Genomic DNA, 16770 nt, shown 5'->3' with positions numbered 1-16770 from the left:
ATGCGCTTCCCCCTCTTCGTCGCGCTCCGCTTCCTGCGGGAGGGTCGCCTCCAGACCGGCTTGATCCTCGCCGGCGTCTCGGTGGGCGTGGCGGTGATCGTCTTCATCTCCGCGCTCATCGACGGCCTCCAATCCTCGCTGGTCGAGCGGACCCTGGGCTCGCAGGCCCACGTGGTGGTGCGGCCGCCGGAGGACCTCCCCCGGCAACTCCGCGACGAGGGCGGCGCAGCGGTGAACGCCCGGATCGAGAAGTCGGTGCAGCGCACCGAGTCGATCGACGCCTGGCAGCAGCTGGCGGCGGCGATCGGGCAGCAGCCCGAGGTGCTCGCGGTGAGCCCGGTGGTGGCGGGGGCCGCCTTCGCGCAGGCGGGCAGGGCGAGCTTCGCGGTGGCCTTGCGGGGCGTGGAGCCCGCGGACTTCAACCGGGTCGTCGCTCTCGAGGACGACATCGTCGCCGGCCGCTTCGACGTCGACGGCAGGCAGGTGGTGATCGGCATCGAGCTGGCGCGCGATCTCGGCCTGCGGGTCGGCGACAAGCTCCGCCTCTCCACCGCGGAGGTCGGGGCCGAGGTGCTCACCGTCGCCGGGATCTTCGACCTCGGCAACGAGGACGTGAACCGCCGCTGGGCGCTGGTCTCGCTGCGGCAGGCGCAATCGCTCCTCGACCTGCCCGGGGCGATCACCTCCCTCGAGCTCAAGATCGACGAGATCTTCGCGGCCCGCGAGGTGGCGGCGCGGATCGCCTCCTCCACCGGGCTCGAGGCGCGGAGCTGGATGGAGACCAACGCCCAGCTCCTCACCGCGCTGCGGGCCCAGACCGCCTCGACCACGATGATCCGGCTCTTCGTGGTGATCGCCGTGGCCCTCGGCATCGCCAGCGTGCTCGTGGTCTCGGTGGTGCAGCGATCCCGGCAGATCGGGATCCTCAAGGCGATGGGCGCCTCCACCGGCGAGGTGATGCTGATCTTCCTCCTCCAGGGCGGGATCCTCGGCCTGCTCGGATCCCTCGTGGGCTGCGGGTTGGGGGCGGGACTCGCCTTCGTCTTCCGGCAGGTGGCGCGGACGCCTGCGGGCGAGCCGCTCTTCGTCATCGACGTCACCTTCGGCCTCGTCGCCTGGGCGGCGCTGGTCGCCACCTTGACCGGCGTCGCCTCCGCGGTGGCGCCGGCGCGCCGGGCGGCGGGGCTCGATCCCGCCGCGGCGATCCACGGGGAGTGACCGGTGTCCGAGGCGCTGCTCCGGCTCGAAGGCCTCCGCAAGAGCTACGGTGTGGGCACCGCGGTGGAAGCCGAGGTGATCCACGGAATCGACCTCGAGGTCCATAGAGGCGCGTTTGCTGCCATCATCGGGCCCTCCGGATCGGGGAAGAGCACCCTCCTCAACCTGCTCGGCCTCCTCGACAGGCCCTCGGCGGGCAGGGTGCTCTTCGAGGGGCGCGATCCCAACGGGCTGCCGGAGCGGGAGCGCACGCGCTTCCGGGGCCGCACCATCGGCTTCGTCTTCCAATTCCACCACCTGCTCCCGGCCTTCACCGCGCTGGAGAACGTGATGATGCCCGCGTGGATCGAGCGCGGGCGCTTCGACCCCGCATCCGAGGAGCGGGCCCTGGCGCTCCTCGACAGGGTGGGGCTCCGGGAGAAGGCGGGGAAGCCCGCCACCGATCTCTCCGGCGGCGAGCAGCAGCGGGTGGCGATCGCCCGGGCGCTCCTCCTGAATCCGCCGCTGCTGCTGGCGGACGAGCCCACCGGCAACCTCGACACCGCCAGCGCCGATCGGATCTTCGAGCTCTTCCGGGAGATGAACCGGGAGCGCGGCACCGCGGTGCTGGTGGTGACCCACGACGTGCGCCTCGCCACCCGCTGCGACCGGATCGTGGAGCTCGTCGACGGCAGGGTCGTGGACGATCGGCGCCAGCCCGCAGGCGGCTGAACCGGAGTGGATCGAGGCGCCGCTCGGATCTAGAGTGCGCGCCCTTCGCTGCGGCCGCGGCCGGAGCAGGCAGGAGCGAGACGATGGTGCGCGTGGCAGTGGTGGGGGTGACCGGATACACGGGCGCGGAGCTGGTGCGGCTGATCGCCGGCCACCCCGGGCTCGAGCTCACCGCGGTGGTCGGCCGCTCGGAGGCGGGCAAGCCCCTCGCCGCCGTCTACCCGCACCTCGCCACCACCCGCTACGGCGCCCTCGTGGTGCAGGCCTTCGATGCGGCTGCCCTCGCCGCCTCAGCCGACGTCGCCTTCCTCGGCCTGCCCCACGGCGCCGCCGCGGAGCACGCGGCGCAGCTCCTCGAGCGCGGGATGCGGGTGGTGGATCTCTCCGCCGACTTCCGCCTGCGCAGCGAGGAGGATTTCCGGGCATTCTACGGCGAGCACCACGCACCTTCGCTGCAGAAGAGCGCGGTCTACGGCATGCCCGAGCTCCACCGGAACGAGCTCCGCGACGCCAGGCTCGTGGCGGCGCCTGGTTGCTACGTCACCGCCACCGTCCTCGGCGCAGCGCCGCTCCTGGCCCTCGGCCTCGCCGACCTGCGGGCCGGCATCCTCGCCGACTGCAAGTCGGGCGTCTCCGGCGCGGGCAGGACCCCCTCGGTGGGCTCGCTCTTCGCCGAGGCGGGCGAGGGCATGAGCCCCTACAAGGTCGACGCCCACCGCCACCGCCCGGAGATCGAGCAGGAGCTCCGCCACGTGGCCGGCGCGCCGGTGCGCCTCACCTTCGTGCCCCACCTGGTGCCGATGACCCGAGGCATCCTCGCCACCATCTACGCCGACCCCACCGACGCCGCCCGGGACCTCGACACCGCCGGCCTGGTGGAGCGGATCGCCGCCCACTACGAGAACGAGCCCTTCGTGCGGGTGCTGCCCCCGGGCCAGCTCCCCTCCACCACCATGGTCCGCGGCAGCAATTTCTGCCTCATCGGCGCCGCGGTGGATCGCCGGGCGGGCAGGCTCATCGTCGCCTCCGTCATCGACAACCTGGTGAAGGGCGCCAGCGGCCAGGCGGTGCAGGCGCTCAACGTGGTCCTCGGCCTGCCGGAGACGGCGGGCCTCGGCCAGGTGCCGCTCTATCCCTGAGGCAACGGCGCTCCGTGCAGGCGACGAAGCAGGCGGGCGCCGGCCGCCTGCTTTTTTTTCGTCCATCCGCTAAACGCTGAAGGCGCTGCGGCCCCTCGCGCGTTAAAGCAGACAGGCGCAGCCCCCGCTCGCTCACCCGACCCCTGATGGAACTCGCTCACGCAGGCTGGCTCACCGATCTCATCGGTCGCATCCTCGCCGGATATCGGCCCGAGGAGGCGTTGTCGCGCCTGCGTGCCGCCATCCGCGGCGACTGCCCCACCCCCGCTGCCCCGCGGGTCCGCGCGCTCCGGCACCTGGAGGAGGAGCTCCGCCGCTCCGGCCTCGTCTACGGCTCGCCCAAGCTGCCCGCCCGCGTCACCCAGGGCCAGCGGCTCGACCGCGCCGAGGCGCTCTTTCTCGCGGTCCTCGCCGGCGAGATCTTCCTCGCCCTCGACATCGCCCGGATCTTCGGCGTGCCCTTCGACCGGCAGCGCACCGAGGCGGAGCTCACCCTGCTCCTCGCTGCTGCGGCGGGCCGCCCGGATCTCGCCGAGGAGGTCCGCAAGCGGGCGCTCGCCCGGTACGGCACGCGGCGGCGCTCGATCGATTCCCTCCAGGAGGCGATCGGCGAGGCGCTCCTCGAGCGGCAGCCGCCGGTGACCGGCGACACCGTCTTCGACCTGCCCCTGCACAACGGCCTCGTCTTCGGCGAGGCCCGTGTCGTCGGCCACCTCGCCATCGAGTGGTACGGCAGGGGCCGCTTCGACCCGGTCTACGCGGAGCGGCTCAACGCCGCGGTGGATCGGGAGCGCGCGGCGCTGATGCAGGCGCTGCTCGCGCTCTCGCTCGCCCACCACCCGCTCACCGACGGCGAGCGCCGCGTGGTGCGCCGCGAGTTGCGCAAGCTCCGCCTCCCCCGCAGCCACGAGCGCCAGGTCCGCGCCGCGCTGGAGAAGCCGCTCTCGCCTGCGGACCTCGCCGAGCGGATCCGCTCGCGCACGATCCGCCGCTTCGTCACCGAGCAGGTCTACCTCGCGGCGATCGTCGACGGCACGGTGGACGACGTGGAGCGCCGCTTCCTCGGCGAGCTGCGCCTGCGCTTCGGCATCGACGAGGACGAGATGCAGGCGATCGCCGCGCAGGTGGGCGACTATTTCTACGATCCCACCGACGTGCACGACGCCTTCGAGGTCCGCGCCGCCGGCGCCTCCACGTCGGAGAAGCTGGTCGACCGGATCGCCCGCGAGATCGAGGAGAACCTCGACCGCATCCTCCTCGAGGCGAGGGAGACCGGCGATCTCTTCCAGCTCCTCGGCCGCGCGGCCCGCGGCGCCAAGCTCAGCCCCGAGGAGCGCGCTCGCGCCCGGGAGCAGCTCATCGATCTCGCCAAGGTGGTCCCCTCGCTGGCGATCATCTCGGCGCCGGGCGGCATGCTCATCTTCGCGGCGCTGCTCAAGGTGCTGCCCTTCAACCTGCTCCCCTCCAGCTTCCAGCGACGGGAGCAGATGCCGCCGCACCTCCGCCCGCCGCGGGTGCCGCTCGCTGCACGCCCCGCCGCCAGGCGCTGAACGGCACATGCTCGCTGTCGAACGAAACCAAACCGGCAGTTGAGCCCGCCCCCGGATCTTTTCTAAGGTCGCCGCCTACCCCGTAAGAGAGAGGACGGACGGGCTGGCAGCCGCACCGCACAACGAAGTCGAATTGGTCAACGGGATCAGCGCGGTCCACACGGTCCTGCGCGTCCTCGCCCGCACCACCGGCCAGCGGATGGCGCTGGTCGCCCGCGTCACCCGGGATTCCTGGACCGCCTGCGCCGTCCTCGACGAGGCGGGGTGGGGACTGCAGCCCGGACTCACCCTGGACGTCGCCACCACCTACTGCCGGGATCTGCTCTCGCGCCCGTCGCTCGTCGTCCAGCACGCGAGCCGGGAGGAGGCCTTCGCCGAGCATCCGGGCTATCGCGTCCACGGGATCGAGAGCTACGTGGCCGTGCCGATCCACCGCGTCGACGGGATGCCCTTCGGCGTCCTCTGCGCGCTCGATCCGGAGCCGCACGTCCACCCGCCCGACGTCATCGAGACCTTCCGGCTCCACGCGCAGCTCATCGCCTTCCTCATCGAGGCGGAGGAGCGCAACGTCGCCAGCGCGGCGGCGCTCAGCGACGCGGCGGCCACCGCCGAGCTCCGGGAGCGTTTCATCGGTGTCCTCGGCCACGACCTGCGCAATCCCCTGAACGCCATCGGCGTCAGCGCCGCCCTCCTCCAGCGCAACGAGGAGCGCCCGCTGGCGCTGCAGCTCCTGCGGCGGATCGGCGAGAGCACCGACCGGATCACGCAGATGGTGGGCGAGTTGCTGGACTTCACCCGCGGCCGCCTCGGCGGCGGGATTCCCATCGAGACCACGCCGGTGAACGTCCGTGAGCTGCTCGGCCAGGTGATCGAGGAGCTGCAGCCGGGCGAAGCGCCGCCGATCATCGAAGTCGACGCGCCCACCGAGGAGATCGCCGATTGGGATCCGAGCCGGATGGCGCAGAGCTTCTCCAACCTGGTGGCGAACGCCGTGCAACACGGGCCGGGCCGCGTGAACATCTCGCTGCGCAGTTCCGCCGACGAGGTGGTCTTCGAGACGCACAACGGCGGGGAGCCGATCCCGCCGGAGCTACTGCCGCACCTCTTCGATCCCTTCCGGCGCGGCCTCGTGGACGAGCCCGGTTCCTCGTCGTCCGGCCTCGGCCTCGGTCTCTACATCGCCCGGGAGATCGTCCACGCCCATGGCGGCCGGATCGAGGTCTGCTCGGATCACGAGCGCGGGACGACCTTCTCGGTGCGCATGCCCCGCAGGGCACGCAGCAGCTGACAGCGAAGCCGAAGGCGAAGCGAACGCAAGAAGGAGCGTTTTTCGCGCGAAGCGCGAGCGAAGAAAGCGGGCCGGCGCGTGCCGGACCGATTCCTTCACACGCTCGGTCGCTCAGGTCCGCTGCTGCGCCGGCGTGCCGGCACCCCGGGGCGTGCGGACCGCGCTGCGCTCCGGCGCCAGCGCCGCGTAGGCCGCGCCCGCGGCGATTCCGCCGACGAGGGGGGCGAGCCAGAAGAGCCAGAGCTGCCCCAGCGCCCAGCCACCGACGATCAGCGCCGGACCCGTGCTCCGCGCGGGATTGACCGAGGTGTTGGTGAAGGGGATCCCCACCAGGTGGACGAGGGTGAGGGCGAGGCCGATCGCCAGCGGCGCGAAGCCTGCCGGCGCCCGCGTGTCCGTGGCGCCGAGCACCACCACGACGAAGAGGAAGGTGAGCAGCGTCTCCGCGAGCAGCGCCGCCCAGAGCCCATAACCCTCTGGCGAGTGGGCGCCGAATCCGTTGGCGCCGAGGCCACTGGCCTGCAGGTCGAAGCCCGGTTTGCCGGTCGCCAGGGCGTAGATCACCAGGGCTGCGAGGATGGCCCCCGCCACCTGCGCGACGACGTAGGGCAGCACCTTGCGCGCGGGGAACCTGCCTGCTGCGGCGAGGCCCACCGTTACCGCCGGATTGAAATGGGCGCCGGAGACGTGGCCGAGCGCATAGGCCATGCAGAGCACGGTGAGGCCGAAGGCGAGCGCGACGCCGAGCATGCCGATTCCGGTGCCGGGCGGCGTGATCACCGCGGCGCCGACGCCGCCAAAGACGAGCGTGAAGGTGCCCAGGAACTCGGAGACCGTGCGACGAAGAAGCGTGGGTTCCATGCGGCAACGTTGGTGCCCATCGCCACCGCCGCAAGGTGCGGCAACACGGCGCCGTGTCCCGCTGCGAGGCGGCGACCGGCAGAGGTGACGGTGCACGGCCGTGATGCAGCTGCATGCAACCATGCGCCGACAGGCATGAAGTCGGTGCCGCAGCCTACCGCTGATGGGGAGGGTTCGCCTCCGAATACTCCCATGAAATCCCATGAAAATCGGTGGTTTGCGGCGGGTGAAATTGACGTCCGCTCGGCGGTGAGGCTACACGTCGCGCATGCGACGCTATTTCGGACCTCCCCCGGCAGTCCTGCCGGTGCTCGGCCTGTTGTGTCTCGGCTCTGCAGCTGCGGCGCAGGCGCCCGCCGCATCGAACGACGTCGCAGCGCAGGGCCCCTTCTGCGCGTCCGGCCGCTGGCAGCTCGACGGCGCCGCAGCCGTCTCCGACACCTCGACCGACGCGGCGCTGCCGGCGGCCTGGTCGCCGCTCCTCGACGAGATCGCCGGCTGCGTCGCGCAGCGGGGCGCCGAGCGGGCGTGCCTCTACGTCGAGGGTCGCCACGACGAGCAGCGTTTCCCGGCAGCGGTGGTGAAGGCCTTCGGCGGGGAGGAAGCGGCGCAGGCTGCCCGTGCCCGGGGCCGGGCCTCGCTGGTGCTCCGGGAGCTCGGCAACCGCGGCGTCGCTGCCGAGCGCCTCCACGAAGCGCCGCCTCCCGCGACGCCCTCCTGGCGCGGCGTCGAGATTCGCCTGGAGAGCGCCTGCCTCCCAGCGCCGCAGGGGCTCTCCGCGGAAGATCGCCGCCTGCTCGAGGAGGCCCGCCTCGTGATCGAGCGCGACCGCGAGCGGCAGGACGCGCCTCCCCCGGCACCCCCGCCGGCGGTGCCGCAGGCGCCCACGCTCGTCCCCTTCGCCGAGCTCTCGCTCCACGGCAGCCTGGGCGTCTCCGACCCCGCCACCGTCGCCTCCCCCGGCCTGCGCCTCGCCGCCGGCGCACGGGCAGGTTGGCTCGGCGCGCGCATCGGCGTCGGCGCCGCTGCTGCCGCGCGCGAGGAACAGCGCAACGCCCTCGAAGCCTTCGCCGCCGCCGAGGTCCACCTGCTTCCCTGGCTCGCAGTGGGCCCCGTCGCCGGCCTGCGCTTCGGCGCACCCGACACCGACGCGCCGTGGCTCGAGCGCTCCTTCTTCGCTGGCCTCGAAGCCTCCGAGCGCCTGCTCACCTTCGGTGGCAACAACCACCTGATCCTCCAGCAGGCCATCCTCCCCTTCGCCAGCCAGGAACGGCGCGGCGAGATCGGTGCAGGCCGCCTGGAACGCATCCCGTCAACGAGCGAGTCGCTGGTCCGCTACGAGCTCGGCTTCTCCCTCCGCCACGACCTCTGAAACGAGACTTCGATGGAACGCCTCGTCCGGTATCTTCCGCTGCTCGTGCTGCTCCTCGGCGCCTGCGGCGACATCTCGAAATACCCGGAGAAGGTCTGCGCCTCCCGGGGCGAATTCGGCTGCGAATGCGGCCCCCGCGACACCTGCAAGCGCGGTCCCGACGGTGAGCTCCTCGCGTGCGTCGCTGGCACCTGCGAGCTCGCCGTCTGCGACGTCGGCACGCCCGGCGGCACCGGCTGCCTCTGCGGCGGGAGCGAGGCCTGCGCGGCGGGCAACGTCTGCAGCAACGGCCGTTGCGAGCCCGACCTCGGCCAGACCCTCGTCCCGCCGGCGGACCCGAAGTGCTACACGCCCTGCCGCGGCGACCTGCTGCGCGACGGCAGGCTGATCGTCTGCGGCGAGGACGGCCTCCTCGAGGGATGCATCGACGACGCGATCTGCCTCGACGGCACCTGCGTCGTACCGCGCGGCGAGGCCGGCACCGCCGGTGACGACGACGGCGACGGCATCGGCACCCAGCGGCAGAACCTCGACGCCGGCGCCTGCTCCACCGACGTCGACTGCCCCGACTTCCAGAGTTGCATCGAAGGGCGCTGCTACTCCGACTGCAGCGCCGACGCAGATTGCCGCGAAGGGCGGATCTGCCACCGCTACGCGTGCAGGCTCCCGTGCACCACCACCAACGACACCTGCCCCGCCGGCAGCGTCTGCACCACCGAGGACGGCGAGGCCGGCGTCTGCCTGCCCGTGGCTCCCGCCGCAGGCGACGCCGCACCCGCCAACGTCGGCGCCTTCTCGCTGGTCGAGAGCAGCGTCACCTTCACCTCGAACGCACCCACCGGCGCCTTCCACATCCGCAACGACGGCGCCGAATACGTCGAGTTCGTGGTGCGGAAGGCGAAGCACCGCGAGTTCGGCGAGGGCGGACCGAAGTCCTTCACCGACGAGCCGCTCTTCTGGCTCGAGATGGCCGCTGGTGACGACGAGCCCGCGGTGGTGCGCGAGCTCACCGTCGGGGTCGGCCCCGGCGAGACGAAGGAGATCCGCCTCGCCGGCGGCGACAACCCTGCGCTCGACCGGTGGGACGGCACCATCGACGTGCAGCACCCCACCTCCGGCGTGCGCTCGCTCTACCTGAGCTTCGCCCGCAGCCCCGAGGGCCAGTGGGCCGGCACGATGTACTACGTCGCCAACTTCCCCGACGGCGGCCTCGACGCCTGGCTCCGCAACCGCGACGACCGCGCCGCGCTGCGCGCCGTGGGCAACGCCTTCATCCGCCGCTGGGGCGCGCTCCGCGAGCAGCGGATCAGCCTCAAGGAGTTCCTGGCTGCGCTGCAGGCGATGCAGACCGAGAGCTGGAAGTGGGACTCGGTGAAGGCGCGCTGCCCCAGCGAGTCGGCGCCCGACGTTAACGTCGGCTGCTACCTCTACGACAACAACCAGGGGATCTCCGTCTTCTCGGACTACCTGCCCGACAACCCGATCCCCACCGGCGTGGTCGACTTCCCCATCGCCATGAACCTGCGGGCGGAGCCCGGCGCCCCCGCGGGCAGCTGGAGCGGCAGGATCCTCTCCAGCGAGACGCTGCACTACGCCGGTGATCCGAAGATCGAGGTGGCCTTCTCCGCGGATCCGAACGGCTGCACCGACACGATGGGCGACGCCTGCCTCAACTTCCTCGAGGCCTTCGACGCCGACATCCTCGTGGGCGGCAGGTACCTCACCGACGAGCGCGACACCCGCTGCGCCGGGGCGGCCCCGGGCACCTTCGAGCTCACCCGCGTGCCCTGGCTGGTGCCGGGCTTCGAGGCGGGCACCAGCCGCGATCCCTCGAGCAACACGCTCTACCGCTACGAGTGCCGCGACAAGCTGCTGCCCTTCGGCGACAGCGCCGCCTTCCACGCGATCAACTCGAGCATGGCCGCCTCCAACCCGATCCCCGACGGGGCGACGCGCCAGCGGAGCCTCGAGCTGGTGGACGGCGCGATGATCGACCAGGAGACGATCTTCGTGATCTTCCGGGAGCGACTCCCCTCCTTCCTCGATCCCGCCGACGAGGAGGGCTTCTCCTCCTACGGCTTCATGATTCTCAACCGCACGGGCGCCCTCCTCCGGGCCGACGACTACGAGGGCTTCGATCCGCAGGACTACCGGCAGCGGCCGGTGCCCCAGGGCCTCGCCTGCGACGCCGGTCTGGTGGACACCGTCCTCGATCCGGTGGGCGGCGGCGGCCTCGACGCCACCACCGCCAGCGCGGTGGGCATCGGCGTGATCCGCGGCGTGGTGCCGAGCCCCCAGCCGCCGCCGGTGATCGGACCCACCAGCGCAGAGAAGGTCCACTACCTCTGCCACGACACCGGCTACTTCGACGGCGGCGCCGATCGGAGCGAGCCGGTGGCCTGCCCCGGCGGCAGCAAGGTGGACTTCTTCACCCTCCAGGGGACCGGCGCCTCCGACGGCGAGATCGCGGCGCTGGCCTGCCAGCAGGGCGGCGCCACCTGCAACGCCGGCGAGCCCTGCGAGCGCGAGGGCTGCGTCGTCGGCGAGGCCTGCCCGACCAAGGGGACCTGCGTCCAGACCCTGCGCCAGTGGCAGGAGCAGGGCAGGGCGAGCTTGCGCCTCGAGCCGATGTGGCGCTGCACCGACGAGGACAGCGTCTACTGCGACGCGGACCGCTTCGACCTGCGCAGCGGCAAGACCTTCTACCGCGAGGATGCGGTGGCCGCCGTCTTCCGTTCCCTCGACGACGAGATCTTCGAGGCCTTCCGCTACAAGACCCGCTTCCGCAACCGCACCGGCCAGAGCGTCGGCTTCGCGCCGCAGGTCTGCCAGGGCGATTCGATCCCCTACTGCTACGACCCGGCGGCGATCGAGGCGATCCGCGAGCGCGTCGACTGCGCCACCCACGTCTACACCGCCTATTACCCGGAGCTCACCGACGAGGCCCGCTCGGTGCTCAAGGCGTTCCTCACCCGGAATTTCTCCTACGCGGAGCAGCAGGTCTTCGGCCTGCCGGCGCCGATCGTGCTCGACGGCTTCGAGCGTCTCTACGCCGAGCTGCTGATCATGATGGGGGACGAGTCCTTCACCTCGGCCTTCGCCTCGCGTTTCGATCTCGCGGGCCAGAAGCTCGCCAACTTCGAGGGCTCGCTCTTCGAGCCGCAGGGGCTCAACCTTTCCGGCGGCGCGGGCTTCGAGATGTACTCGCTCTACCAGGCGGGGCAGTACTACCAGCTCGCCCTCGACCGCTTCTACGGCCAGGCCGCGGAGATCTGGGCCTCGATCGGCGAGCTGCCGCCGGGGCAGGGCTTCATCACCCAGGCCACCACCACCTCCTATTTCGACCGGCTGATCCGCGCCTCCTCGCAGAAGGCCCGGGTGTGGAGCGAGGTGGCCAAGCGCTACCAGGGCTTCAACCGCCCCGACCTCGCCCGCCGCGTGGTCGAGCGCGCCTACGGCCAGGCCTACATGGAGTCGATCCTCCTCTCGCAGATGATGCGGAAGGTGAGCCGGAACGTGGACGCCGCTTCGATGGCGCAGATCACGCGTTCGGTGGAGATGGCGCAGTACACCTACCGCGCCGCCCTCCTCGACATGCGGAGCGTCTACCAGGACATCTCCGACAGCATGACCTTCTACGGCATCCCGCCGGACTACATCCCCTTCCCGGCGCTGGACGCCCTCGACGTGAACGCCTTCGAGAAATCCCTCGCCCGCGCCCGGGAGATGGCTTCGGTCGCGGCGGTGAAGGAGCAGCGGGCCCTCGAGGACAACCGCAGCTTCGAGACCGACACCGTGCTCTTCCAGGCGGAGCTGGGCCGGATCCGCAACGACGCGGAGAACACCCTCGCCGACATCTGCGGCACTTTCGTGGTCGAGGAGGACGGGCAGAGCGCCGTCTACCCGGCGATCCCGCGCTATGCCTACCTGAGCGAGGCGACGCGGCTCTTCCCCGACCCCTGCGGCCTGGTGGGCAACGGCGCCCTCCACGACGCGATGGCGAGCCTCGACGCGGTCCGGCTCGACTTCGAAGGGGTGAAGCTCGCGCAGCGCAACCTCGTCGCTTCGATCGCCGACGCGGAGGAGCAGGTCGACAGGCAGTGCGCCCGGATCGGGTCCTTCAAGGACTACGTGATGAACGCCAACGCCGAGCGGCTGCGTCTCGAGGACGGCATCCGATCCCTGGAGCTGGTGATCGACACCACCACCAACGTGCTCGAGCTCCTCGGCAACCTCACCGAGCTCACCAAATGCGGTCCGCTCACCGGCGAATGCGCCACCGCCGCGGTCTCTGCGTCGGTCTACACCGGCGTCGCCGTCGGCGGGAACGTGCTGATGGCGGTCTCGAAGTCGATCATCGTCGGCCTCGAGCACCGGATCAGCGAGATCGAGAACGGCATCGTCGAGCGCGAGATCCAGGAGGAGTGCGACGCCGCTCGCATCGACGTCGAGTACACCATCCGCGACTTCCTCCGGCAGGCGGCGGAGCTCGAGCTCGAAGCGGTGAAGATGCAGTACGAGCTCAAGCTGGCCATCTCGCAGATCGCCAAGCTCCGCAACGACGCCACCGCCACCATGGCGGAGCAGGCCGAGAACGAGCAGCTCTCGATCAACGTGGAGGCGGCCCGGAACGATCCGAACGTCCGCATCTACCGCAACGACGCGATCTTCACCGCCGACCGCACCTTCTACGCCGCGCTCACCGAGGCCTACCGCGCCACGCAGGTCTTCGAGTACTACACGAGCCAGTCGTACGCGCCGAAGGACAAGCTCTTCATCGTGCGCATGGTCGCCGCCGGCGACGTGACCCTCGAGTCCTACCTCGACGAGCTCGAGAGCGACTACATCGCCTTCGAGGAGCAGTACGGCAACCCCGACACCCGCGTGGCGATCGTCTCGCTCCGGGACGACGTGCTCCGCATCCCGCGCAAGGGCGACGACGGCGTCGCCCTCTCCGAGGTCGCGCGCACCAGGCTCCTGCGCGAGAAGCTCGCCGACCCGAACCTCTTCGATCCCCGCGGCTACCTGCTCATGCCCTTCTCGACTTCGGTCGACGATCTCTCGCCGCTGACGCGCAACCACAAGGTTCGCTACGCGGAGGCGGAGATCGTGGGCGACGCGGTGGGCGACACCCTCGGCCGCGTCTACGTCACCCAGCGCGGCACCGGCGTGGTGAGCGCGGTGGGCGGCGGCACCAACTACTACGCCTTCCCGGTGCGCACGGCGGTCCTGAACCCCTTCTTCAACGGCGTGCGGGCGCTGGCGCCGGAGGTCTACCGCAACGAGCGGCTCCGCGACCGGCCCCTCGTCAACACCGGCTGGGATCTCGTCTTCAACCAGAAGGACGAGAGGGTGAACGAGGACGTCGACCTCGCCTCGCTCACCGACATCCGCCTCTACGTCTACTACACGGACTTCACGGAGATCTGATGAACGCCACCCTTCGTCATTCGTGGCTGGGCGGCCTGCTCCTCGCCGCCTCCCTCGCCGCCTGCAGCAGCGAGCCGGCACCTGCGCCGGAACCCGGATGTGCGGCGGGCGAAGTCCGCGACGAGACCGGCGCCTGCGTCGTCCCGGCGCCGACCTGCATCGCCGACGTGCCCGGCAGCATCCTCGCCACCTGCCGCGCCGAGCACCGGGAGTGCTTCGACGCGGGGCAGGGCGCGAGCTGTACCTTGTGCCTCGGCGGCTACGTCGAGGAGGACGGGGCGTGCAGGCCGGTGAAGGCTTGCGCCGATCTCGACTGCGGCAGCGAATCCCGCAGCTGCGTCGAGGGCGGAAGCCGCGCCGACGCGCAGTGCGGCGGCTGCCTCCCCGGCGCCGCCATCGGCGAGAACGGCTGCGTCCTGCGCACCTGTGAGGACGGCGTCCCGGGCAGCATCGCCGGCACCTGCGCCGAGCAGATGCGCAACTGCGTCGACACGGCCGAGACCGAGGCGAGCTGCGGCGGCTGCTGGTCGGGCTTCGTCGAGCGCGCTGGCAGCTGCCAGCCGGTCCGCACCTGCGCCGACCTCGGCTGCGTGGCAGCGGGCCGGAGCTGCATCCCCGCGAGCGCCGGCCAGGACGCGAGCTGCGGCGCCTGCAGGGCGGGCTTCGAGGAGATCGGCGGAAGCTGCGCGCCGATCCCCGACGCGAGCTGCACGGCAGGCGCCGGCACCGACATCAGCGCCGCCTGCGAGGACGAGTCGCGCAGCTGCGACGGCGCCGTGTCGCCCGCCCGCTGTGGCGACTGCCAGGGCGAGACCGCGCTCGATCCGGAGCGGGGCACCTGCGTGGAGCGGGTGGCCTGCGCCGAGCTCGGCTGCGCCGTCGAGAACCGCGGCTGCGAGGAGCTGCCCAACGGCCATTGCACCGGCTGCCTGCCGGGCTTCACCGAGGATCCGTCCACCGGAAATTGCCGGGCGGTCCGCACCTGCGGCCAGGTGCGCTGCGGCAGCGGCGAGATCTGCGTCGCCGCAGGCGACCACACCGACGCCAGGTGCCAGCAGGATTGCGGCGCCGACGGCATCTGGAGCGGCAGCCGCTGCGAGCCGTGCCCGCCTTGCGACGACGCAGGCGAAGACGGCCGCTGGACCGCGCCGACCGACGCGGGCTCGTGCATCTGCCGCACCCAGCCCGGCTACTTCTACTCGACGGCCGGCGACGTGGGCAGCTTCGCCTGCGACGCGGACGGCGACGGCTGGCTCCGCGAGAGCGCGCGCCTCGCCCTCGACTCCGCCGACCCGGCGATCCACGAGAACGCCCGCTGCCAGCTCCGCACCATCGACCGCGTGGTACTGGTCAACGAGGCGGGGCAGCGGAAGACGGTGCCGCTGCCTGCGCCGCTGCCGCTCTTCGAGAGCGATCGCAACGACGACGACACGCTCCTCTCGATCAGCTGGCAGGTGAAGGGGCTCCCCGCCTACGGCGCTGCCGGCGCGATCCCCGGCGCCCGTGAGCTCAACCGCTTCACCAAGCTCTGCCACGACCCCCGCGCCGACTACAACGACAACGGCGTGCCGGACGTGAACGAGTGGAACGGCCACGCCCGCTCCCCCACCGTGCGTCCGGAGCAGACGCCCTTCAACGAGTTCAGCTATTTCGCCGAGCTCCACACCGGCCGCTTCGTCGAGCCCGGGCCCGGCGATCTCCACGGCGCCTGGGAGATCGCGGAGAAGTCGCGCCTCGCCTTCACCTCCGAGGCAGAGCGCCCCGACCACGTGGCTCTCTCCTACCCGGCGGAAGACGGCACCCATTGGCGGAGCTGCGACGTCGATCGCGATCCGCGCTTCGGCGTCATCGCCACGCCGGTGGGCCTCGACTACGCGGTCCACTCCGATCCGGCCGCCGGCTGGAGCGGCATGAACCACCACAGCCAGTTCAAATGCCTGGTCTTCGAGAACGAGCCGGTGGCGGGGCTGCCCCAGCAGATCACGCCGACGCAGGCGGAGGCCCGGGGCTACCGCCTCAACCACTGCCGTGCAGCGGGTCCTGCCCGCTTGCCGGACGAGGTCAACCCCGCCGACACCGACGTCGCCTGCTCCCTCGTCCAGGCGAGCGCGGTCCGCCCGGGCGACGTGGCGTGGGCGGCGATCCCCTACGTCGACTACGGCCCGCAGCTCCCCGGCAGCAGCTACCAGGGCGGCTGCGTCAACGACTGCATCATCCAGTACCCCTCGTGCCCCGGCTACGACGTGAATCCGGCGGGCGTCACCTGCTCGCACGACGCCGACGACTTCGGCCGCTTCCTCGGCTGCGACGCCTTCGAGGTCTGCGACGGCTTCGACAACGACTTCGACACCGTCGTGGACAACGGCAACCCCGGCGGCGGCCTCGATTGCGACACCGGCGAGCTCGGCGTCTGTGCCCCCGGCACCACCATCTGCCGCGCCGGCAGCGTGCAGTGCGATCGCGACGTGCAGTCGTCGGCTGAGCGCTGCAACGGCCTCGACGACGACTGCAACGGCAGCGTGGACGAGACCTACCCGGAGGAGAACGGCGCCTGCACGGTTCCCGGCAAGCTCGGCGAGTGTGCCAAGGGCGTCTACAGCTGCACCAACGGCGCGCTGGTCTGCAACCAGACCATCCAGCCCACCAACGAGATCTGCGACGGCCTCGACAACAATTGCGATGGCCAGATCGACGAGGGCGAGGACAACGGCCAGTGCACCGACTACTACCTCGACGAGGACGGTGACGGCTGGGGCACGCAGCTGGCGAAGAAATGCCTCTGCGCCGCCAGCCCCTCGGACAACTACGACGCCCGCGCGAAGCACCGCGACGGCACGGTGAACAAGCAGCCCTTCGCCTTCGATTGCTGCGACCGCGACAACCGCGCCCATCCTGCTGCGTTCCACTGGTACACGTCGGCCAACGCCTGCGGCTCGTTCGACTACAACTGCGACGGCACCGAGAGCAAATCGAGCAACACCGCGGTCGCCGCGGGCTGCAGCACCTGCTGCTCGGGCTTCTGCTGCTGCGACCCCCGTGTCGGCTGGGCCAACAGCGTCCCCGCCTGTGGCCAGAACGCCACCTGGTACATCGACGATTGCAGCAACTGGTCGTCCTGCACCCAGGAAGGCGAGCAGCGCACGCTCTCCTGCCGCTGATCCCGTAGGCGGGTCTCCTCCTCGATGGGGAGGAGGCCCGCGA

At 71.3% G+C, this 16770-nt stretch carries 9 protein-coding genes; 8 read left to right on the top strand and 1 reads right to left on the bottom strand.

From position 1 onward, the window contains the following. The 5 genes from ACESMR_RS08645 (at position 1) to ACESMR_RS08625 (ending at position 5906) form a co-directional block, all read left to right on the top strand. Entirely contained in the window at positions 1 to 1218 is a 1218-nt protein-coding gene (locus ACESMR_RS08645; protein WP_373046652.1) for an ABC transporter permease, read from the top strand. A 3-nt stretch (positions 1219 to 1221) separates the two neighbouring features. Then, positions 1222 to 1929, top strand: coding sequence for an ABC transporter ATP-binding protein (locus ACESMR_RS08640; RefSeq protein ID WP_373046651.1), 708 nt, complete (start codon positions 1222 to 1224; stop codon positions 1927 to 1929). A gap of 83 nt (positions 1930 to 2012) precedes the next feature. Next, the gene (gene argC, locus ACESMR_RS08635) at positions 2013 to 3068 is read left to right on the top strand and encodes an N-acetyl-gamma-glutamyl-phosphate reductase (protein WP_373046650.1); all 1056 of its coding nucleotides are present in this window, start codon (positions 2013 to 2015) and stop codon (positions 3066 to 3068) included. Between the two features lie 146 nt (positions 3069 to 3214). Next, positions 3215 to 4618 (top strand): DUF533 domain-containing protein, encoded by a 1404-nt coding sequence (locus tag ACESMR_RS08630; RefSeq protein WP_373046649.1) that lies wholly within the window; start codon positions 3215 to 3217, stop codon positions 4616 to 4618. A gap of 133 nt (positions 4619 to 4751) precedes the next feature. Then, the gene (locus ACESMR_RS08625) at positions 4752 to 5906 is read left to right on the top strand and encodes an ATP-binding protein (RefSeq protein ID WP_373046648.1); all 1155 of its coding nucleotides are present in this window, start codon (positions 4752 to 4754) and stop codon (positions 5904 to 5906) included. A gap of 111 nt (positions 5907 to 6017) precedes the next feature. On the opposite strand, the gene aqpZ is transcribed toward ACESMR_RS08625, so the two are convergent. Then, positions 6018 to 6767, bottom strand: a complete 750-nt coding sequence (gene aqpZ / locus ACESMR_RS08620; protein ID WP_373046647.1) for an aquaporin Z — start codon at positions 6765 to 6767, stop codon at positions 6018 to 6020. A gap of 268 nt (positions 6768 to 7035) precedes the next feature. On the opposite strand from aqpZ, the gene ACESMR_RS08615 reads away from it, so the two are divergent. The 3 genes from ACESMR_RS08615 to ACESMR_RS08605 are packed head-to-tail and all read left to right on the top strand — an operon-like array spanning position 7036 to position 16727. Beyond that, positions 7036 to 8139, top strand: a complete 1104-nt coding sequence (locus ACESMR_RS08615; RefSeq protein ID WP_373046646.1) for a hypothetical protein — start codon at positions 7036 to 7038, stop codon at positions 8137 to 8139. 12 nt (positions 8140 to 8151) lie between these two features. After that, complete coding sequence (locus ACESMR_RS08610) at positions 8152 to 13569, top strand: hypothetical protein (RefSeq protein ID WP_373046645.1); 5418 nt, start codon at positions 8152 to 8154, stop codon at positions 13567 to 13569. Beyond that, complete coding sequence (locus ACESMR_RS08605) at positions 13569 to 16727, top strand: MopE-related protein (RefSeq protein WP_373046644.1); 3159 nt, start codon at positions 13569 to 13571, stop codon at positions 16725 to 16727. The genes ACESMR_RS08610 and ACESMR_RS08605 overlap by 1 nt, the downstream gene beginning before the upstream one ends. Positions 16728 to 16770: the final 43 nt, after the last annotated feature.

The sequence above is a fragment of the Vulgatibacter sp. genome (assembly GCF_041687135.1).
Taxonomy (GTDB): Bacteria; Myxococcota; Myxococcia; order Myxococcales; family Vulgatibacteraceae; genus JAWLCN01.
This window is presented reverse-complemented; position numbering and strand designations above follow the sequence as displayed.